Genomic DNA, 21,077 nt, shown 5'->3' on the forward strand with positions numbered 1-21,077 from the left:
CTTTTTCTTTGGTAGCTACAGCTCTACTATTGTATCACTCGTCGCGGAAACAGTTTATGGGAGAAAATATCACAGCTTTATGGCGGTGCCGCCCCGACACATGGTCGGGGCGGCACAAAGGGCTAGAGGCGAGCTACTTGGCCAGCTCGAAGGCGGCCTTGCCACCCACCTGAACCTGGGTCAGCTTCTCGATCGCCTTGGCCTGCACCGAGGCCGGCAGCGGGGCGAAGCCCAGATCCTTCGCGCCGGCAGCGCCGTCGGTCAGGCTCCAGTACAGGAAGTCGGTCAGGGCCTGGGCCTTGGCCTCGTCGGTCATCTCGGCGTTCACCAGCACCCAGGTGTAGCCCGAGATCGGGTAGGCGGAGTCCGACTCCGGCGTGCCCGCGGGCGGGTTCACAATGTTCACGCGCAGGTCGTCCGGGGTCTCGGGCAGGAAGGCGGCGGCGGCAGCCGAGACGCTATCCAGGGTCGGCTCGATGTAGGTGCCGGCGGCGTTCTTGATCTTCGGGGCCGGGAGCTTGTTGCCCAGCGCGTAGATCAGCTCGACGTAGCCGATCGCGCCCTCGGTCTGCTGCACAGCCTGGGCCACGCCGGGGTTCTTCTCGCCGCCCACGCCCACCGGCCACTGCACGGTGTCGCCAGCGCCCACGGCGCTCTTCCAGTCGGCGCTCACGCTGCTCAGGTAGTTGGTGAAGATCGAGGTCGTGCCCGAGCCATCCGAGCGGTGCACCACGGTGATGGCCGTCTCGGGCAGGGTCACGCCGGGGTTGTCGGCGGCGATGGCGGCGTCGTTCCACTTGGTGATCTTGCCAAGGAAGATGTTGGCCAGCGTCTCGCCCGAGAACTGCAGGCCCTCAACGCCGGGCAGGTTGTAAGGGGTCACGACCGCGCCCAGCACGGTGGGGATGCTCAGCACCGTCTTGCCGTACTTGGTCAGCTCGTCATCCGAGGCGAACTTGTCGGTGCCGCCGAAGTCGGTCACGGCGTTGAAGAAGTCCTTGCGGCCCTGGCCCGAGCCGACGCTCTGGTAGTTGATCGTCACGCTGGGGGCCACGGTCTTGTACTGCTCGATCCACTGCTGGTAGATCGGGTCGGGGAAGCTCGCGCCCGAGCCGGTCAGGGTCGCCGTCACCGCGCGGGGCGTGATCGACGGGAAGCTGACGGCGGCGGCGGTGGCCGAAGCCTCAGCGGTGGCAGCTGCCGTGGCGGCCTCGGTGGCGGCGGGGGCCTCGGTGGCAGCCTCGGTAGCGGCGGGGGCCTCGGTGGCGGCGGGGGCCTCGGTGGCAGCCGGAGCGGCGGTCGCAGCCGCAGGAGCATTTGTGGGGGTCGTCGACGCGGTGGTGCCGCAGGCGGCGATCACCGGGATGATCAGGGCCAGGCCAAGCGCGCGCTTCGCCGAGGTCGGGAGAATCGAGAACATGCGAACTATTCCTCCTCGTAGCATCCTATTCCAACCAGCGGCACGTAGGTAGAAATCCTCGCGCTTTTGCGCTGCGAGGTGTAGCTTCAGGGCTAGACTTGCTCCTAGCTACGTACCTTTGGATGCTGGAAGAGTAGCACCCGTAGATTAACACGCAACAATGCTTGTGTTAAGTTTGCGTTAAGTCTGCCCGATTATTGGCCTTACGCGCATGGCATTGCAATGCGGAAATATGCGAGAGCCATATGGCCGGAAGCGCGGCGCGATCATCATCTCACTGCCACGGCATAGCCCTACCCCCATCCAGGGCCAGTGGTAAAATCGAGGCCTACGGATAGTACAGAGGAGAAACATATGCCCAAGCACGATCTGATCGCCGAGGCGGTGATGGAGGAGCTATCGCGGGCCATCGCCAAATTCCCAACCTGGCCGACCGACCCGCTCCACGCGCTGGCGGTGCTGGGCGAGGAGTTCGGCGAGCTGACCAAGGAGGTGCTGCAGCTGGCCTACGAGCCGCACAAGGCCAGCCGGGAGAACCTGCGCAAGGAGGCGCTGCAGACTGCCGCGATGGCGCTGCGGTTTGTGGCCAGCCTGGACACCTACGAGTACCGCCCCGGCCAGCAGCACCGGCAGGAGCTTTAGCCCCCAAGCGCGGCGCGCGCAGAAAAGCGGCTCAGGATCACGCAGATCCTGAGCCGCCACAGATTGCTTGCCCCAGCCCTATGCGCTACCGATCGACCCAGTAGCTCACCAGCTGGCCCGCGTCGGTGTACAGCGCGCCGTCATCCTGATCAAGGTTGTTCCAGATGTTGTCGCCGGTGTGACCAAAGGTGCGCGAGGCCCCCGGCGCAAGCGTGCCGCCGATCGGGCTGTGCTCCTGGTTGCCAGTGATACTGCACATGTGCCAGCCATCCAGCGTCACCGCGCTGGCGCTCACATTCATCAGCGTGACGGTCTCTGCAAACTTGTTGATCGCGGTGATCCGCACCGGGTAGCCGGGGGCCGCGCCGGAGCTGGGGTCTTGGCGGCAGCCGTTGAAGCTGGCGGGCGGCAGGGTGGGCGTGGCCGTCGGCTGCGTGGTCACCGTCGGCTGCGTGGTCACCGTCGCGGTCGGCGTGGTGGTTGCGGTGGGTGTGACGGTCGCGGTGGGCGTGGCCGTCGGCGCGGCAGTGGGCCAGGGCGTGGTGGTGGGCGCGGCCTTGACCACCAGCGGCAGGTAGACACCAAACTCGCCCGAGGCCGCGCCCAGCGGCAACGTGGTCAGAAGCAGCAGGCCGAGCGTCAGCGCGGCGGTGATCGCGATGGGGTTCCGGTGCATGCGTGGTGCCTTTGGCTATGGAGAAGGGCAGCGATGTGCGGGGTGATGTGTGGGGCTATTCTACCATTGATCTTTCAAAATTGTGTCCCATCATTGCTCCTATAAAAGTATTAGTGTCTGATGCTAGATATGAGGATGTTTGTAGGAAGCAAAAACATACAAAAAGCGTAAACTAAAAAGCCAGCACCCCGCATGGAGTGCTGGCAGGAGCAGATAAGCTACTGAATAGGTGCGACGCGCAGATCCAGGCGGATACTGTCATCGGGGCCATCAAACACGACGATGGCTGGGGCGGAGTTCTTCGGGATCTTGAAGACCAGCACACCGCTGGCCTTAGTACCGTTGTAGAAGTTACCACCGTCGAATCGATTATCGAGTGAGTAGAGTGCAGTCTCGACTGTATGAGTACCACCATCAAGGTCGATCAGATCGAAGGATGCTGGATTTGCAAAGAAGCTATCACGGTAACGGCTCTGCCAGCCGGTATTGGCCACTTCGACTGCAAACACCACATACTTCTCATCTTTCGTCGCCTTGTAGCGGTTGATACTGTCCGTGTACTTAAATCCTGTGGCTGAAACCTGCACACCGTTAACATTGACCTGCCAGAGGCCAGCAGGCATCTTCTTGCGGTAGCTGTCGAGCACCTCTTGGGGCTGGATGGGCGAGGGGGCCGCCGTGGGGGCTGCTGGTGCGGCGGTGGGCTGCGGCGCAGCAGCGGCCTCGCGGATCTCGTTGCCCAGCAGGCCCAACTGCACATTGTATGGCGCAGCGTTCTCCGGGTGCAGCTCGAAGCGGGCGCGCTCAAACCACTGCACCTGGCGCTGCTGGCCATCAGCCATGGTCTCGGTCATCAGATCCGAAAGGGGCAGCCCGAACAGGGCTAGGTTCTCGGCCTCGGTCTTGCCGCCCTTGCCATCCAGCTCGATACCGCTGGCGCGCCATGCCTTCAGAATATCGCCGCACACGTTCTGTTGGGTTTCGGCGAAGTAGCGGCAGCCAGCCTGGGATTCGCTGTTGGAGAAGGTAAACGGGTCGCGCCCCTGCTGGGCCAGACGGTCGGCCCCGAGCCGACCGAGCAGCACATCGTAGGGGCGGCCATTCTCAGGGTGGAGTTCTAGACGGTTGCGCTGGAACCACTGCACTTGGTAGGGCTTGCCCTCGATCTGCTCTTCGTGCTGATCCGTCACAGGGTAGCCAAACACGGGCAAACCGCCATTCTGCTGCCAGTATTCGCGAATACGACCACTGATGCAGAAGCCGGTCTCACTAAAGCATAACGATTCGCTCTGAGCATACGCGGTAAGCGGGATAAGGAAAGATATGACCGTCAGGAAGGTGATGATGGGGGTGCAGAGACGACGCATGGAATGGTACTCCATATGCCAACGATGCCGCCCAGGGAGCCGAACCGCACGGCTTTGTGGCATCGATCTTCCCAATAGTTAAATGCAGGTAAATGTTAGGATAAAACGCTAAAAACTATCGAAAAATACTCTACGATCAAATATCGAAAACATCCGTTCGGTACGATCTGGGAGAAAGAGGCTCCAATTGCATTATAGCAGACACGAATCGCTGGGTGAAGTGGGGTAATGGTAGATAACTGGTGAAGAAACGAGATATGCAGCACCAGCTACCAGCGCTGGTGTGCGGCTGCAAGCATGGCAAAGGCCCGAGGCAGGTGGCCTCGGGCCTTTGGCGCGGTGTGCGGGCTAGGGCGCGTGCGCCGTCTGGGTCAGCGCGGTGTCCAGCACCGACTGGAAGGCGTCCATATCGGCCTTCAGGTCGGTGAGGCGCTGGGCCACCTGGTTGGTGGCGGTGTCGGCGCTGACCGCGTCGGATGTGCGCAGCCGCACCGTCTCGGCCTGTACGTTCTCCAGGTTGGCAGCGATGTTCTGCAGCTGGGCGTTGATCCGCTCGATGTAGGTCTCCAGGTCGCGGGCGTTGCTCTGGCGGTCGGTCAGGGCCTGGCGCGTCTCGCCCAGCTGGTCGCGGGTGTAGGGGTCCTGGGTCGAGCGCAGGCGGATGTCGAGCGCCTCGATCTGCTTCTGGATGGCGTTCTGGTTCACGCCCACCAGATACTGCTCGATCTCCTGGCCCTTGCCAGCCAGGGTGTAGGCCTCGCGCAGCAGCTCGCGGGCCTGGTCATCGATGCGGGCCAGCAGCGCGCGCAGCGACCCGGAGGACTGGCCGATGCTGCGCGAGATGGCCTGGGTGGTGCGCTCGATCGCCTCGATCTGGGCGCGGAAGGTTGGGCTGCTCAGCTGCGGGCGCGTCACCTTGGGCGGCGGGGCAAGCTGCAGCTGCGGGTCGCGGGCGGCCAGCGCCACCATGGCGGCGTAGGCCAGCAGCCCCAGCGGCAGCAGCCACCACGTCACCACCACGCCGCCGACCAGCGCACACACCCCAACCACGATGGCAAGCGGCTGCAGCGCAGCGCGTCCGAATGCGTTCATAGGCTCCTCGAAGCTGTTGCAGGTGGAGAAAAGCGATAGCGCGGGCGGCTTGCGAGGCCGTGGGCAAGCCGCCCGCCAGCGATCTTAGAAGTAGCGGCTCAGATTGTCAAAGATCTGGCCGATGTTGCCGGTGTCGCCCTCGACCAAGATGGTGTGCGAGAAGTCGACGATGTCCTGCAGCACCTGCTTGTCAGCATCCGCGCCGTAGGCCACCGGGAAGATGCTGATGCCGGTCTCCTCATAGCTGCCCTTGATCTGCTCGAAGCTGATCGAGCTGGCCGTATCGGCCCCATCCGAGAGCAGCACGATCGCCTGGATGCGGTCCTCGCTGGTCTTGGGCAGGCCATCGAGCACCTGCTTGGCCGAATCCAGGCCGTTGTAAATCGCCGTCTTGCCGGTGGCGCGCATCTGCTGGATGGCCTCGCTCAGCGCGATGCGGTTCTCGGAGAGCGGCGCGGGCGGCACCGCCACCGTGGCCGTGGAGTCGAACGTCACCAGCGCGATGCGGTCCTCGGGCAGGATGCGGGCCAGGAAGGTCTCAAGCCCAGCCTTGACCTGCTCGATCTTGTCGCCCTCCATCGAGCCGGATGTATCCACCAGCAGCACGATGTCGGCGCGCTTGCGGTTCTGCTGCCACACGTTCTTGGCCGCCACGATCACATCGGCAGATGGCACCGGCAGCACGTTCTGCACGCCCTGGGGCTGCACGCCGTAGCGCTCGCTCACCGGGTCGGCCAGGGGCACATTGGCGCTGGCAGGGCGGAAGCCGTAGCTCAGCGCGGCCTTCTGGCTCTCGTCGTTCATCAGGAAGGTGAAGAAGGTCTCGGCGGCCTGCTGCTGCTCGGCGCTGGCCTTCGACATCACGATAAACGGGTCGTCGTGCCAGAAGGTGCCCTCCTTGGGGTAGATCGCCACCAGCGGCACGGCGGGGGCCTTGTTCTTGTTGAAGTCGATCAGCGTGATCTCCTCCATCGGGAAGGCCGAAATATAGCTGGTGCCAAACTTCTGCATGTTGTCGCTGAACACCAGCGTGTTGTAGCCGTAGTGCTTGATGCCCTTGCCCAGATCGCGGATGAACTGCTGGCTCTCGGCCTTCTGCACGTCGGCCACGGTCAGGTCGCGCTGCTTGCCCACGGCAGCGTAGTACTCGGCCAGCAGCGTGGAGAGCGCGGTGGTGCTGATCTCGGGGTCGGTGTGGCCCCAGGTGAACTTGCCCCACTCGGGGTGGCCGTAGGCCCCCCAGCCCTGCGGGTCGTTGATCAGCGCCAGCATGTCGCTCCAGCCAATCGGTTTGTTCGGCCAGCCCAGCGCCTCAGCCATCGGCTTCCACATGGAGATAACCACCGGCGTGAGCACCAGCGGGCGGCTGGAGACGGCGATGTTGGCGTTGCCACTCTCCTGCTTCAGCACCTCAAGCCAGGTCGATGATGACGGGCTCCACACCGTTACATCAAGCTGTCCGTTTTTCAGCTCGGTGCGCGCCGCGCCGCTCGATTTATTCAAGCCCTCGACAAAAATCGGGCTACCGTTCAGCTTCGCACCACTGGCATTAAACGTCGCGATCCGCTCCTTCAGCCACTCTTCTTTCTCGGGGCTATAGGCGATGGTGATCTTCACCGCGTTCGACGGTGCCTCGCCAGGGGTCTGCGCGCCCCCGCCAGCCTGCTCGCCGCAGCCCACCAGCTGCGCGCCCACCAGCAGCGCGCAGAGCAGCCCAACCATTCGTCGCATCGGTCACTCCTTTATCTGGCTTGCAGCCTATGCTATCTGCCAAACTGCCGGGTCCACGCATCGACCAGCGCCTGCAGCACCTCGGCCTTGGGCAGCTCGGCCTGCGGGCCAAGGTCGATCTGCACGCCACTGTCCTTCGCACTCACAAAGGGGTTGTCGGCCCCACCCTGGCCGATCGACACGCTGGAGTTGGATGGGCGGAAGCCGCTGCGCAGCGCCAGCTGCTGCACCAGCTCGCTCAGCAGGTAGCTGCGCAGCGCCCGCGCCGCCTGCTGCTGCTCGGGGGCCACCCACGCCCCCGAGAGGATGGCGAAGGGGTGATCGCTCAGCAGCGTGGCGGGCAGGTACAAGATCTTCAGCGAGGAGCCGCGGCCCTTGGCCACCGCGCTTTGCTCCAGGGCCACATTCTCGTAGACGGTGGCCATGTCGTACTTGCCAGGGCCGAAGCGCACCATATCGGTCATAAACGCGCCCGTGCTCTCGGCAAAATCAGGCACCGTGCGCTCTAGGTCGCTCACCCAGGCCTGGCACTCGGCATCCTGCACGTCGGCCAAGGTCAGGCCGCTCACCTTGCCGTGGCAGCCGTAGGAGAGCAGCGCCAGGGTCTGCATGCCGCTGTTTGAGCTGGCGGGCGAGGTATGGCCAAACTTGATCAGGCCCCAGGCCTCCTTGCCGCCGTGGGCCTTCCAGCCCTTGTCATCGAGCAGGGCGTCGTGGAAGCCCTGCCAGAAGCCCTGCCTGGGCAGGCCGCTGGGCCAGAGCGCGCTGGCGCGGTCGGCCCAGGCCACCAGCACCAGCGGCGTCACCACCAGCGGCTGGGGCGCATCCGCGCCGCCCAGCACCACATCGCCCGCCCTGGCGCGCAGCAGGTCGATCTGGGTCTGGCTGGCCGGGCTGATCGCCGCCGGGGCCGCGCCCGCGCCCCAGCTCTGCGCGGCCACCCGCTCCACGATCTCGTTCGAGCCGAGGCCCACCAGATTCACCTGGATGGGGCGGCCATCAACCGTGGGCGCGGTGGCGGCGAACTGGGCGATAGCAGCCTGGAGCCACTGCTCTTTCTCGGTGCTATACCAGAGCGTCAGCACCACCGGCTCGCGCTTGGGCTCGATCGGCACACCCGCCAGCCCGCTGCCCAGCGGCGCACCCAGCAGCCGGGCCGCCGTCACCAGCACCGCCACCAGAAGAAATGCCGTACCGATCATTCGGGAAAGACGCAGCATCATCAACCTCATAGGCTAGGGCGCACCAGTGGCAGCGCCTATCGGGCACAGTAGCTCGGCTCAGAGCCGCCCACTGTAGTGTACGAATCGGGGCGGGCCTTCGTTGCAAGAAGAAAAGGCCGAAGAGCGTCCCGCACCCTTCGGCCAGCCCACCAGAGCAGTATGCGCCAGCGCCTATGGCGTGCCATTGAAGGTCATATACAGATCCACCCGGTTGCCGCTGGAGAGGCCACGATAGTGGTAGCCATAGACACCCAGCGCGTTCTGAAGGGTAAACTTCACCGTGTAGGCGATCCGCCCGCTCTTATTGGCCTGCACATTGCCCATCAGGTAGTACGATCCGTCGGGGGTCGTCACCCACAGCTCGGCCTGCTCGCTGGCGCGGAACCCGCTGCCGCCCAGGTTGAACTGGGTGCTCTGGCCGCCCTCGGCGGGGCTGACGCTGCCGTTGCGGTTGGCCGGGCGCGGCGTGCCGATCGGCGCGTAGAAATCGCTGGTCAGCTTAAACAGCGCTGTCACCGCGCGCTTGGTGTTCTTGCCCTGGGCCGTGGCCAGCCACACGCCCTGCAGGTTGGCCTGCGGCTTCACCACCACGCGCATGCCGCCGCCGCCGTCGCGCTGCACCGCCCCATCGCTCACCGACTCCAGGCCAGCGCCGTTGGGCTTGGTGAGCCACACGCCCACCTCCTCGTTGGGGTCGAACCCGGCGGCGCTAAACACAAAGGCGCTGCCCGGCACCGCCGCCAGCGGCGCGATCGAGCCGCGGCCCATGGGCTGCAGCGTGGTATGCAGCATCTCGCCCAGCTTGTTGGGGTCGCCCACCGCACCGATCACGGTGAAGTAGCCGATGGCAACCCGCCCGCTCTTCTCGCCCCGCGCCGAGATCGCCCAGCGCCCGTTGCTAAAGTCGCCGCTGGTGAAGCTCACCTGCGACCCAGTGATCGAGCCTGCGCCGCTGGCGGTGGGCTTGCGCTTGATCGAGCGCACCTTCATATCCGGCGATGTCAGCCACAGCGTCACCGGCTCGCCCGCCTGGAAGCCCTCGCCCTGGATGGTGAAGACCTGGCCAGGAGCGCCGCTTGCGGGCACCACCCGCGCGGCGGCGGATGTGCTGCCGTAGCTGTCGCTGCCCGCCCCAGTGGGTAGCGGCACGCCATCCTCATCCAGCGGAGCGCCCGGCTGGGTGTCGGCGGGCCAGGCCGCCAGCAGCTGCGGCGGCGCGAGCAGGCGGCCCAGCAGCGACAGGCGCACCTCGCTGCCCCACAGCTCGAACTTAGCGCGCTCGGTCCACTGCACGGTGTGGGTGCGCCCATCGGACTGCACCTCGCCGTACTCGTTGGTGAGCGGCACGCCGAAGATGGCGGTGCCGCCGTACCTCTGCCAGTAGGCCTTGAACGCGCCGCCCATCGCGCCCGAGGGCTGCTGGATGCCCGTCACCTCTGCGCCAAGGCGGCCAAGATCCACAAAGCCCTGGTTGTTCTGCACACGCAGCTCAAAGCGGGCGCGCTCAAAATACTGCACCAGCTTGCCGTCGGCGCGGCGGATATACTCCTCGGTGATCGGCAGACCAAAGATCGCCACACCGCCCTTGCTCTCCCAGTAGGTGCGAAACACGCCCTTGAGGTAGTGCCCCGTCTGCGAGAAGTAGCGCGCCGGGGTCTGCGCCTGCGCCCGTGTCGGCAGCGCGCCTATCAAGATGGCAAGGATCAGCACCACCATCGGCGCACGCCGCAAAAGACTATGGCGTCGGTCCATCCTAGCTCCTATTCATCATGTCAAAGCGTTATGTATCCGTGTGAAAGATCTGCTGTATCTTATAATTTTCTTTTTGCGCTTGTCAACAGGTATACCACCAGGATCTATCAAAATAAACGATAGGGGTGCGATCTTTTCTATGCGTAGGGGGAAGAAAGTCTGACACAAAAAAAGCGCGGGGCCACACTGCCCCGCGCCTCTACGCCTAATCGCCAATGATTAGGGATAAGCCAACCAGAGAATTCCTACCATGGCACCTTGCTCAAAGGGTGGCTTCCAACCATTGGCGGCCCCGGCTAGTTCCGCCGGGCATCATCGTCAACTGCCAGCGCCACGTCCTCAAAATCCGTCTCCGACGCCTCGGTGCCCAGCAGATCTGCGGCAATAAAAGCAGCCAGATGCGGCGAGAGCCGACCATTCTTCACGCCTTCTTCGAGCGTTTCGAGTAGGTCTTGCTGTGTCATGGCCAGAACCTCCTTGTATGGTATGTGCAACATCGACAAAACAATATGTATAGCACCAGGTGCTGCTACATCAGCTCCACTGCCAGCGCCACGGCCTCGCCGCCGCCGATACACAGCGAGGCGATGCCACGCTGGCCGCCCCGCTGTCGCAGGGCATAGATCAGCGTCACCAGCACGCGCGCGCCCGACGCGCCAATCGGGTGGCCCAGCGCGATCGCGCCGCCGTGCACATTCAGGCGATCGACATCCAGGTTCAGGGCGCGGGCGTTGGCCACCGACTGGGCGGCAAACGCCTCGTTCAGCTCGAACAGGTCGTAGTCATCAACCGTCGTACCGGTCTTCTCCAGCAGGCGGCGGACGGCGAACGGCGGCGCGGTGAAGATCTCCAGCGGCTTCACGCCCGCCTGGGCCGTGCCCATGACCCTGGCCAGCGGCTGCAGGCCCAGATCGCGGGCCTTCGCGCCGCTCATCAGCACCAGCGCCGCCGCGCCGTCGGTGATGCCGGGGGCATTGCCCGCCGTCACCGTGCCATCGCTGGTAAACGAGGGCCGCAGCTTGGCCAGCGCCTCCATACTGGTGTCGCGACGGGGCGGCTCGTCGGCGCTCACCGTGGCGGTCTTGCCACGGCCCAGCGCGATCTCCACCGGCGCGATCTCGTCGTTGAACAGGCCCGCATCCTGCGCGGCGATCGCGCGGCGGTGCGACTCGAAGGCGTAGGCATCCTGGGCTTCGCGGCTCACATCCTGGGCGCTGGCGATCCACTCGGCAGAGAGGCCCATGTGGTGGTTCTCGAACGAGCACCACAGGCCATCGTGCACCGTCGCATCCAGGATCTCGCCGTGGCCAAGGCGGTAGCCGCTGCGGCCCTGGGGCAGCAGGTACGGCCCGCGCGACATGTTCTCCATGCCGCCCGCCACTGCCACCTGGGCATCGCCCGCGCGGATCAGCGCGGTGGCCAGCATCACGGCCTTCAGGCCGCTGCCGCAGACCTTGCTCACGCCCATGGTGCTGACGCTATCGGGCAGGCCACCGGCCAGCGCGGCCTGGCGGGCGGGGGCCTGGCCCAGGCCGGCGCTCACCACATTACCCATGATGCACTCATCCACCAGCGCGGCATCGACCCCTGCCCGCGCCACCGCGGCGCGCACCGCGTGGCCGCCAAGGGCGGTCGCCGACATATCCTTATATGCGCCCTGGAACTTGCCAATGGGCGTTCGTGCTGCGCTCACAATCACAACATCCTGATCGTGCATGATGCGCTCCTGTATCTTTGAGATCTGCTAGAAAAAAAACCCCTTCGGCGCACAAACCGCAGGGGAGTGCTCGACACCACACCGTGTACGATCCATTTCAGGCAATATGATAGCAGAAATCTGCGGGTCTATCAACCAGCAATTTACGGCTTCCCAATGGCAAAAAAACCGAGGGGCGGTCCTACATCATGTGATGTTAGGATCGCCCCCGCTTCCGTGCTTTTCAGGATGTGCTACTTCAGCAGATCATCCAAAAATGCCCGATCTTCCTCGTCAGTCTTTGCACTCTTCGCGCCGATCAGGCGGCTGAGCAGGCGCTCATCGGCAGCCTTGTTGGTGTGGCTGGCCCCAAACATGGGCACCAGCGCCAGCCGAACCGGGGGGATCGCTAGCAGGCCGCCCATCAGCACCAGCACCACCGCCACCCACATCACCATCATCGGCAGCGAGTCGCCCTCGCCGGTGGTCGGCAGCCGCTCCGGCGACTCTTTGGCCGTCAGAGTCGGGGCCTTAGCCGGGGCCTCGGCCACCGGGGCCTCGACGACCACAGGGGCAACCGCCGTATCGGGGGCCACCACCGGGGCGATCTCGGCAGGCGCAGCCACCGCAGGCGCAGCCGATCGGAAGCTCAGGTGCTCCACGGTGGTCGTGTCGGCCTTAATCGTCACCTTCGAGGAGGCGTGCACCGGGGTACCCTGCCCACCCGTAAGCGAAAGCACCACATCGTAGGTGCCGGTGGGCACCCACAGATCATAGTTGCCGCTCACATCGGTCATCAGCGTGTAGCTGCCTACCATCACCTTCACATAGCTCACCGGAGCGCCGGTGCGCTCATCGATGACCGTGCCAGTGATGTGGCCATAGCGCACCACCTCTTCCTTGCTATTGTTCTTCGATGTCGAAGTGGCGTGGGGCTTGGCGGTGGCCACCGTGGTGGCAACTGCCGTAGCCGCTGTGGTGGCTGTCGGGCGGGCCGTGGATGTGGGGATCAGCGTGGGGCGCGGCGAGGGCTGCAGCAGCGGGGCGCTCGCCGGAGCGCCGTTCGCCGCCGGGATGCCCAGGCTAAAGGCCAGGGCCAGCATCCCCCCAGCCAGGCCAAGAGTCGCAAATGTTTTTATCCGCATAGTGTCGATCTCCTTGCTTAGGATGTTGTAGTACATTCTGTGGCGATGCGAGGCAAGCCTCGCATCGCCGATGCTGCTCTACTGCTTCGGGTGCAGCGGTCGCTGCGGCAGCGATGTCGTGTCAGCGCTCTTCAGTCGCAGACCGCTCGCGCTCACGCTGATCCCCGAGATATCCGCTCGGTTATTCGACTCGTTGCTCTCAACGACAGCGCCTGTTTCCACACGCGTGCCATTCGTATCATCGCGGTTCCAGCTGTCGGCATACAGGTACGCGGTGGTGGTGCCTGCGGCCAAGGTGCCAATCCAGTTGCTATTCTGGGCAAAGTAGCTGCCCTCGTTCGAGGTGAGCGTGATGCTCGCCCCAGGCGCCAGGCCCTCCACATACCAGGCGAGGCCGTAGCACGGCTGCAGCAGCCCGCAGGTCTCGTTCCAGGGCAGGTTGGCCGCCGTCGGTGCAGCCGTCGGGTTCAGGTACAGGTCCACCCAGAAGCCGCCCGTCGTGGTCTGCCCATTGTTCGAGACCACCGCGCTAACCGCCACCGGATCACCAGCCTTTAGCGACATGGGCGTGATGGTGAACGCGGTCACCACCAGATCGGCCGGATCGGTCGCGCGGGCCAGCAGCGGCAGGTACAGCAGGTGGATCGGCGTGCCCACGCCCTTGCAGGTGAGGGTGTAGGATACCTCGGGCTGGGCCGGGTCGTTGGTGGTCAGGGTCAGCGTCGCCGTCAGATCACCCTCGGCCTGCGGGCCGCATGACACCACCAAGGTCGATCCAGCAGCGCCATCGGCGACAGTCAGCGGGAATGCCCCAGCGACGCTGAAGCTGCTAGCCTGCGCACCCGTCAGGGCGGTGGCAACCGATCCGCCCTTCAGGCCTACGATCAGATCTGCCGTACCCACCTCGCTGATCATCAGGTCGCTTGTCGCCGTGGTATTGGCGGCCACATCGCCGAAGGCGATCGTGCCACCCACAGCAGGCGACGAGGCAAAGCCTGCCGTGGGCGTAGCGGTGCCATTGCAGGTGATATTGTAGGACACCGAGGGCAGCGTGGGGTCGTTGGTCGTGTAGGTCAGCACCTGGCTGTAGGGGCCAGCGGCGGTCGGCGAACATGTCACCGCCACCTGCGCGCTCGCGCCTGCCGCCACCGTGTAGGCCGAGGCGGGCGTGACGCCAAAGGGTGCAGCCACCGTCTCGGCAGGGGCGCTCACATTCAGCGTTGCGCTGCCGGTGTTGTTGACCGTGATCACCACGGTGTTGGAGGAGCCGATCACGCTTGAGATCGTCAGCGCACCAGCGGCGGGCGAGGAGCCGTACTTCGGGGCAACGCCCACGCCGGTCAGCTGGATGAGGTCGGGCGAGCTGGCCGCGTTGGTCTCAACCGAGATCACACCCGTGCCCGCGCCCCCAACCGACGGCGTAAAGATCACGGTGATCGTGCACGATGCCCCAGCGGCCAGGGTGGCCGAACAGTCGCTGCTGACAGCGAAATCGGCATTGCTGGGCGGCACTAGGCCGGTGATCGAAAGCGTAGCATTGCCGCTATTGGTCAGAGTCACCGTCTTGGGCGGGCTGGCCACGCCGTAGGCCACCGAGCCGAAATCCAGCGAGGTCGGATTCAGCGTGACCGCCGGTGCCACCACAACGCCCTTGCCGGTGAGCGCTACGCCCACTGGCCGCGCGCTGGCGTTGCTATAGATCAGCGCCGAAAGATTAAAGTCGCCCGCCGAGGTCGGCGCGAATGTCACGGTGAAGGTGCAGCTCGATCCGGGGTTCAGCGTGAACGAGGTGCCGGTGCAGGTACCCGGTGTACCCTGGTAGGGGGCAGGGAAGGTCACATTCGTGACATTCAGCGGCGCGCCGCCGCTGCTGGTGATGGTAAATGTCTGGCTAGCGCTCACCGTATTCACGATCTGATCGCCAAAGGCCAGCGTTGTAGGGCTCAGCACAATCGCAGCATTCACACCAACACCAGCAAGATCCACGGTGTGGGGCGAGCCGCTCGCATCATCTGCGATGCTCAGTGTCGCGCTGCGTGCGCCCACCGCAGTGGGTTTGAAGGTGACATTGATCGTGCATGTCCCATGGGCTGCCACTGTCGCGCAGGTATTGGTCTGCGCGAAATCGCCAGGGTTGGTGCCAACAATCGTCACCGACGAGATGACCAGCGAGACATCGCTATCATTCGTCACGGTCACGCTCTGGGCGGTGGTAGTCTGGTTCAGGGTCTGCGTGCCGAAATCCAGCGAGTTTGTGCTCAGCAGCACGGCAGGGGCCGCGCCGGTGCCATCCAGAGTCACGGGCACCGAGGGGGTGTTGCTCGCATTGCTGACAATGGTGAGCGTACCCTGGGTGCGCGCACCAGTGCCGGTCGGGCGGAACGATACGCTGATCGTACACGACGCCCCCGCAGCAAGCGTGGCGCCACATGTCTTCGTCGAAGTAAACTCGGGGTTGCCGGTGATATTGGTCGAGGTGAAGGTCAGCACCGCATCGCCCGTGTTGGTGATGGTAACGACCTGGGCAGCGCTGGTCGTGTTCACCTTCTGGACACCAAACGTCAGAGCCGTAGGCGTCACCGAGATCGCCGGAGCGGTGCCCGTGCCGGTCAGGCTGATCTGCAGCGGGCTGGATGGCGCATCGCTCGGGACCGACAGCGTCGAGTTGATAGTACCTGTGGCCGGCGGGGTGAATGTGATACTTATTGTGCAGGTAGCGTTTACCGCCAGCGTCGCCCCATTACAGGTAGTGGAGGAAACCGCATAGCCAGCCGCGGAGAACGACCAAGACGAGGATGCCGACAGTACCACAGGCTGGGCACCGGTGTTCTTGAGGGTGACGGTTTTCGCCGCCGACGTGGTGCCCACGCGCTGGTTGCCGAAAGCAAGTGATGTGGGGGTGGCGGTCAGCTGTGGCGCCTGGATGGTGGTCACATCGGTCGCGGTGTTGGTGCCGCTCCCTGTCGTCACATCCACCTGCGATGTCAGCACCGTGCCATTATTGAGGCTCGGATCAATCTTGACCGTCACATAGAAGCGCGCCGTAGCGCCCGCAGCGATTGGCTGGGTGGTCCAGGTCAGATCTGCTGCGGTTGAGGCATCGGGCGCAGGCAGGGCACTTTGGAAGGTGATATTGGCCGGAAAAGTAAAAACAATAGAGGGTGTAACCGTGGGGCCTGAATTAACAATTTTGATCGTATACGTAATTTCCTGATTCGACACCGCAGTGGCGGTGTTATCAGAAAGGGTAACATCCAAGTTTGGGTCGGGGGCGGCCCAGGCAGAGTGGCTCAGGAAAAATGTGCTTAATAGCGCAATAATCGCGGCCCAGCGCCAGCGTGCTGAAAGCATTCCACGGAAGGGTGTGTTCATAGATGTGTCTTCCTCCAAGACAACATGTGACAGACGTGAGACCAGGACGGGGATGAAACGGCGAATGTCAGATCAAGGTATGGCCATTATGAATAGCCATCAAAACACATATGGGTTCCCCTAGTGCAGCAGGCTGTGACCGATACAGAGCCTCTATCTATTATTGTGCCATAACGTTACGGTATTACTAGTAGCAAGTTTAGCACAAATTGTAATCATTCCGACATATGCTCATTTTCCCATCTACCATTTTAACGTCTTATTTACTATTATGCGCCACCAAACCGACAGATCCCGCATACAGCCACCGGACCAATGTCTTATTGTTCCATAAAAACGCGGTTGTTACAATACAAAACGTTAGAAATACGGCACTACCGTATCTCAAACAGTCGCATCATAAGGATCATTGCCGTGTCGCACCTACCATCTCACACCACGCCGCGCAAGGTCATTCGTCCCTTCATACAGACCTGTATCCAATCCACACTGCTCTTTCTGCTGCTCACAACCTTCCTAGGGCGCTTTGTCATCCGCCAGACCAGCATGGAGCCAAACTTCCACGAAGGCCAGCGCGTGGTGGTAAGCAGGGTCGGCAGCCTCTGGAACGACATCTTCGTCGGCACAGCCCACGCAGCAGGCCAGCCCAGCCCCGACATCACCCTCTTTCAGCATGGGCAGATAGCGGTATTCTATGACACCCCTAGCCTCACTGGAGACCCGCTGATCAAACGAGTGATTGGCCTTCCGGGCGATACCATCAGCATCCAGGATGGGGCAATCTACCTTAATGGCCACAAACAAGCGGAGCCATATCTTCACGGCGTAACCACCAGCTGCATCACCTCGTGTGGGCCATGGGTGCTTGGCGACGACGAGTATTTTATGCTCGGCGACAACCGGAGTGTCAGCCGCGACTCGCGCAGCTTTGGGCCAGTGCCTGGGGGGCAAATCGTCGGGCGGGTTGTGTTAAAATACTGGCCACTCGAAAATGTTCAGTTCTTTCCCTAGACCATAGCAAAACCGATCGTACCATACCCACACCGCAAAAGTGTAAACCAACCTATGTTCTCGCCATTACTAGATTGTGACGCAACCGGCATCGGCAGATTGTTGCCGAGCAGCCTTAATAGCCCTATAATAGCGGCTATGTGGCCGAAGTTCCCCGTGCGCACTCTAGTACTGCGACGAACTCGGCATTCCGCCGGAGGACCGCATGCCGCTTATTAAGAAATCAGGAACCACCAAGAGCATTGGCGCAGCTGCACCGCCAGCCGAGCCAGCACCTGGTACCGCCGCCATCCCTGCCGCGCCCAGCGCGCCAGCCGCACCCACCATGCAGCCAGGGGTCATCCTCCAGGGGCGCTACCAGATCGAGAGCACGATCGGCATCGGCGGTATGAGCGTGGTCTACAAAGGCCGCGATCTCCGCTTCAAGGATGTGGTGCGCTCGTGCGCGATCAAAGAGATGTACCAGAGCGCGCCCGACTCCAACACGCGCCTGTTCAACCTGAAGAACTTCGAGCGCGAGGCCGGCCTGCTCGCCACCATCCAGCACCCTGCCACCCCCAAGGTCTACGATTTCTTTGAAGAGAATGGCCGCGTCTACCTGATCATGGAGCTGGTGGCAGGCAAAGACCTTGAGAGTGTGCTCGATGAGGCCCACGGCCCCCTCCCCGAGGCCCGCGTGATCAGCTGGGCTATTCAGATCTGCGATGTGCTGAGCTACCTGCATAGCCACGAGCCAGATCCGATCGTCTTCCGCGATCTCAAGCCATCAAATGCGATTGTCACCGCCGAAGACCGCATCGTGCTGATCGACTTCGGCATCGCGCGCACGCTTGAGCGCACCGACCGCAAAGGCACCATGATCGGCACCGAGGGCTACTCGCCGCCCGAGCAGTACCGCGGCATGGCCGAGCCACGTGGCGACATCTATGCCCTTGGGGCCACCCTGCACCACCTGCTCACCAATACCGACCCGCGCCTGCAGACACCGTTCACCTTCCATGAGCGGCCGATTAACAAGTTCAACCCCGAGATCAACCCCAACCTTGAGGCGATCATCGAGCGGGCGCTGGCCTACGAGGCCGATCAGCGCTGGTCGTCGGCCAGCGAGATGAAGCAGGCGCTGCTTAGCCTGGGCGGCACGGTTGCGATGCCCAGCAGCAGTGCCCCCGCCGCCACAAAGGTGGCAGCAGCCACACGCAGCAGCGCCACCAAAGCCGAGGTGATCTGGGCATTCAAGGCAGAAGATGAGATCCGATCCTCGCCCTGTGTGGGCAATGGGATGGTCTTTATCGGCTGCTATGATACCAACCTCTACGCGCTCGACGCCCTGCGCGGCGAGTTCCGCTGGAAGCACGCCACCGAAGGCGGGATCGCATCATCACCGGCTATCTGGCAAGATATCGTGATCTTTGGATCGGAAGATGGTGGGGTCTACGCCCTTGAGCAGCGGCGCGGCAGCCATCGCTGGGCCTACCGCACCGGCAAGCCGGTGCGCTCCTCGCCCCGCGTCGAAGACCGCGTGATCTTTGTCGGCTCGGATGACCAGCATATGCACGCGATCGATGGCCTGCGTGGCACCGGGATCTGGAAATATCGCACCTGGATGCCCATCCGCTCGTCGGCACGTGTGGCCAATGGCATGGTGTTCTTCGGCGGCAACGATGGCCATGTCTACAGCGTCGACATCCGCAACGGCGCGCTGAAGTGGAAACAGAAGACCCAACAGCCGATCATCTCATCGCCAGCCTTTGTCGATGGCCTCGTGATCGTCGGCTCGATGGATCAGAACATCTACGCGCTCGACTCCGAGGGCGGCTGGCCAGCCTGGAAGGTGCGCACCAATCACTATGTCAACTCCTCGCCCTTTGTGGCTGGCAACCGGGTCTATATCGGTGGGGTCGATGGCCTGATGTACGCGCTCGAAGTGAAGAATGGCCGCGCCGCCTGGAAGTTTGACACCGGCAGCCAGATCACATCCTCGCCCTATGTCGATGGTGGCCGGGTCTACTTCGGGGCGGTGGATGGCTATGTCTACTGCTTGGACGCCGCAACTGGCGACGTGATCTGGAAGCATACCACCGGCGGCCCTGTGGTCTCGTCACCTACCGTGAACGAGGGCATTGTCTACGTCGGCTCAATGGATCATCACCTCTACGCACTGAAGGCGTGAGGCAGACAAGCAGCGACCCCTAGCATATAGGGGTCATGTGCGAGTAGGTGATAATGCAGCACCCTGTTTTCAGCACAGACGAAACGGGCGCAGGGGGAGGCAACCCTGTGCCCCAGCCCGACGAGGCGCAGCCCCCAGCGGTTGAGGCTGCCGAGGCGCCACACCCCACAGCTGAGGCCGAAACCTCGTCGGTCGAGGCTGTCACGGCAACCTCGGCAGACGCACCCGATGACACATGGTGGCTAGAGAACCCTACAGCGGGCGAGCCACCGCCCACAGGCGACAGCCCCTACGCATCAGCAAGCAGCGACGAGAGCGCCATCACCACCCCGCTGCCCACGACTGCGCAGCCTGCCGATCTACCACCTGCCGCCGCACCCGCCGCGCCCTTCGAGCCGAGCGCCCACGGCCTAGCCTTTTCAGCCCAGCGTGATATTGGGCAGATCCGCTCGATCAACCAAGATAGCGTGTTTGGCATGATCGCCACCGTGCCACGGGCCAGCGGCGATGTACCGATCGGCATCTTCATCGTGGCCGACGGGATGGGCGGGCACGACGGCGGCGAAATAGCCAGCAGGATGGCGATCAGCACCGCAGCCAACTCGCTCATAGCCGATCTGATCATCCCCGCGCTCGACGAGGCGATGACCGATTCTATCCAGAGCATGCTCACCAAAGCCCTGCAGGAGGCCAACCGTGCGATCTGGAATGCCGCCCAGACCAATGGCACCGACATGGGCACCACCTGCACCGCCGCCCTGCTGATCGGCCACACCGTCTACATCGGCCATATCGGCGACTCGCGCGCCTACCTCGTGACGCCCGACCGCATGAAGCAGCTGACCAGCGACCACTCGGCGGTTGGGCGGCTGATCGAGCTTGGCCAGCTCAGCCCCGAGGACTCGCGCGAGCACCCCATGCGCTCGCACCTCTACCGCACGGTGGGCCAGTCGCCCGAGGTCGCGGTCGACTATGACTACTTCCAGACAGGCGAGGCCAGCCACCTGCTGCTCTGCAGCGATGGGCTATGGAGCATGCTCGATGACCCCGAGCTGCACCGCCTGATCAGCAGCACGATCTGGCCAGCCGACGCATGCCGGGCGCTGATTGCCCACGCCAACGCCGCCGGGGGCGAGGACAACATCTCCGCGATCGTGGTCTCGCTGGGCTAGGGGAAGGGCAGCACCGTGAACATCGGCATTGTGTTCGCAGCCTTGCGCGCCCGCTGGTGGCTACGCCACGCCGAGCTTGGTGGGGCGCGCATCCGTGTGTGGGGGCACCCGGTTGTCAAAAACCGCGGGCGGCTGCTGATCGCCAACCGCGTGCGCATCGAGTCGCGCATCACCCCTGTGGAGCTGGCGGTCGGCCCAGGCGGCACGCTTGAGATCGGCGAGAGCAGCTTTATCAACTATGGCTGCTCGATCGCCGCCACCGAGCGGATCAGCATTGGGCCACGGTGCAATATCGGCACCTACACCATCATCATGGACAACGACTTTCACCGGCTCGAGCCAGAGCGGCGCGAGGAGCGCCCACCATCGGCACCGATCACGATAGGCGAAAATGTCTGGCTCGGTGCGCGGGTGACAATCCTACGCGGGGTGACGATCGGCGCAGGCAGCGTGATCGGCGCAGGCAGCGTGGTGTCGCGCGATATCCCGCCGCGCTCGCTCGCAGTTGGCATGCCAGCGCGGGTCATCCGCGAGCTCTAGCCGCCAGCTCATCCCGAATTGTCGTAATCATAGGGTATCACAATACCTTATCTCGTAGTATTATTCTT

The 21,077-nt window shown here is 63.5% G+C and carries 14 protein-coding genes and 1 pseudogene; 5 read left to right on the forward strand and 10 right to left on the reverse strand.

The genetic code is table 11. The annotated features are described in order from the left end of the window. Positions 1-133: 133 nt before the first annotated feature. Complete coding sequence (gene pstS / locus F8S13_12330) at positions 134-1,420, reverse strand: phosphate ABC transporter substrate-binding protein PstS (GenBank protein ID KAB8143019.1); 1,287 nt, start codon at positions 1,418-1,420, stop codon at positions 134-136. 354 nt (positions 1,421-1,774) lie between these two features. On the opposite strand from pstS, the pseudogene F8S13_12335 reads away from it, so the two are divergent. Then, positions 1,775-2,029 (forward strand): annotated as a pseudogene (locus tag F8S13_12335) (hypothetical protein). A 118-nt stretch (positions 2,030-2,147) separates the two neighbouring features. On the opposite strand, the gene F8S13_12340 reads toward F8S13_12335, so the two are convergent. From F8S13_12340 to F8S13_12380, 9 genes are all read right to left on the reverse strand, one after another. Beyond that, on the reverse strand, positions 2,148-2,738 hold the full coding sequence (locus F8S13_12340; GenBank protein KAB8143020.1) for a hypothetical protein: 591 nt from the start codon (positions 2,736-2,738) through the stop codon (positions 2,148-2,150). A gap of 218 nt (positions 2,739-2,956) precedes the next feature. Further along, entirely contained in the window at positions 2,957-4,105 is a 1,149-nt protein-coding gene (locus tag F8S13_12345) for a DUF4352 domain-containing protein (GenBank protein ID KAB8143021.1), read from the reverse strand. 348 nt (positions 4,106-4,453) lie between these two features. Beyond that, positions 4,454-5,197 carry a hypothetical protein gene (locus tag F8S13_12350; protein KAB8143022.1) on the reverse strand — a complete coding sequence of 248 codons (744 nt, stop codon included), beginning with the start codon at positions 5,195-5,197 and terminating at the stop codon, positions 4,454-4,456. Positions 5,198-5,281: 84 nt separating this feature from the next. Continuing rightward, positions 5,282-6,928, reverse strand: coding sequence for a VWA domain-containing protein (locus F8S13_12355; GenBank protein ID KAB8143023.1), 1,647 nt, complete (start codon positions 6,926-6,928; stop codon positions 5,282-5,284). 32 nt (positions 6,929-6,960) lie between these two features. Then, positions 6,961-8,160 carry an ABC transporter substrate-binding protein gene (locus F8S13_12360; GenBank protein ID KAB8143024.1) on the reverse strand — a complete coding sequence of 400 codons (1,200 nt, stop codon included), beginning with the start codon at positions 8,158-8,160 and terminating at the stop codon, positions 6,961-6,963. A 162-nt stretch (positions 8,161-8,322) separates the two neighbouring features. Then, positions 8,323-9,903 carry a hypothetical protein gene (locus tag F8S13_12365; GenBank protein KAB8143025.1) on the reverse strand — a complete coding sequence of 527 codons (1,581 nt, stop codon included), beginning with the start codon at positions 9,901-9,903 and terminating at the stop codon, positions 8,323-8,325. Between the two features lie 529 nt (positions 9,904-10,432). Next, positions 10,433-11,620 carry a thiolase family protein gene (locus F8S13_12370; GenBank protein ID KAB8143026.1) on the reverse strand — a complete coding sequence of 396 codons (1,188 nt, stop codon included), beginning with the start codon at positions 11,618-11,620 and terminating at the stop codon, positions 10,433-10,435. A gap of 233 nt (positions 11,621-11,853) precedes the next feature. Further along, entirely contained in the window at positions 11,854-12,744 is an 891-nt protein-coding gene (locus F8S13_12375) for a carboxypeptidase-like regulatory domain-containing protein (protein KAB8143027.1), read from the reverse strand. Positions 12,745-12,822: 78 nt separating this feature from the next. Further along, positions 12,823-16,116 (reverse strand): choice-of-anchor D domain-containing protein, encoded by a 3,294-nt coding sequence (locus tag F8S13_12380; protein ID KAB8143028.1) that lies wholly within the window; start codon positions 16,114-16,116, stop codon positions 12,823-12,825. Between the two features lie 315 nt (positions 16,117-16,431). On the opposite strand from F8S13_12380, the gene lepB reads away from it, so the two are divergent. From lepB to F8S13_12400, 4 genes are all read left to right on the forward strand, one after another. Beyond that, positions 16,432-17,127: a signal peptidase I gene (lepB, locus tag F8S13_12385; protein KAB8143029.1), complete on the forward strand. Its 696-nt coding sequence runs from the start codon at positions 16,432-16,434 to the stop codon at positions 17,125-17,127. Between the two features lie 205 nt (positions 17,128-17,332). Further along, entirely contained in the window at positions 17,333-19,297 is a 1,965-nt protein-coding gene (locus tag F8S13_12390; protein KAB8143030.1) for a PQQ-binding-like beta-propeller repeat protein, read from the forward strand. 53 nt (positions 19,298-19,350) lie between these two features. Next, positions 19,351-20,469 carry a SpoIIE family protein phosphatase gene (locus tag F8S13_12395; protein KAB8143031.1) on the forward strand — a complete coding sequence of 373 codons (1,119 nt, stop codon included), beginning with the start codon at positions 19,351-19,353 and terminating at the stop codon, positions 20,467-20,469. A 15-nt stretch (positions 20,470-20,484) separates the two neighbouring features. Next, the gene (locus tag F8S13_12400; GenBank protein ID KAB8143032.1) at positions 20,485-21,009 is read left to right on the forward strand and encodes an acyltransferase; all 525 of its coding nucleotides are present in this window, start codon (positions 20,485-20,487) and stop codon (positions 21,007-21,009) included. Positions 21,010-21,077 lie beyond the last annotated feature (68 nt).

Source organism: Chloroflexia bacterium SDU3-3, from assembly GCA_009268125.1.
Taxonomy (GTDB): Bacteria; Chloroflexota; Chloroflexia; order Chloroflexales; family Roseiflexaceae; genus SDU3-3.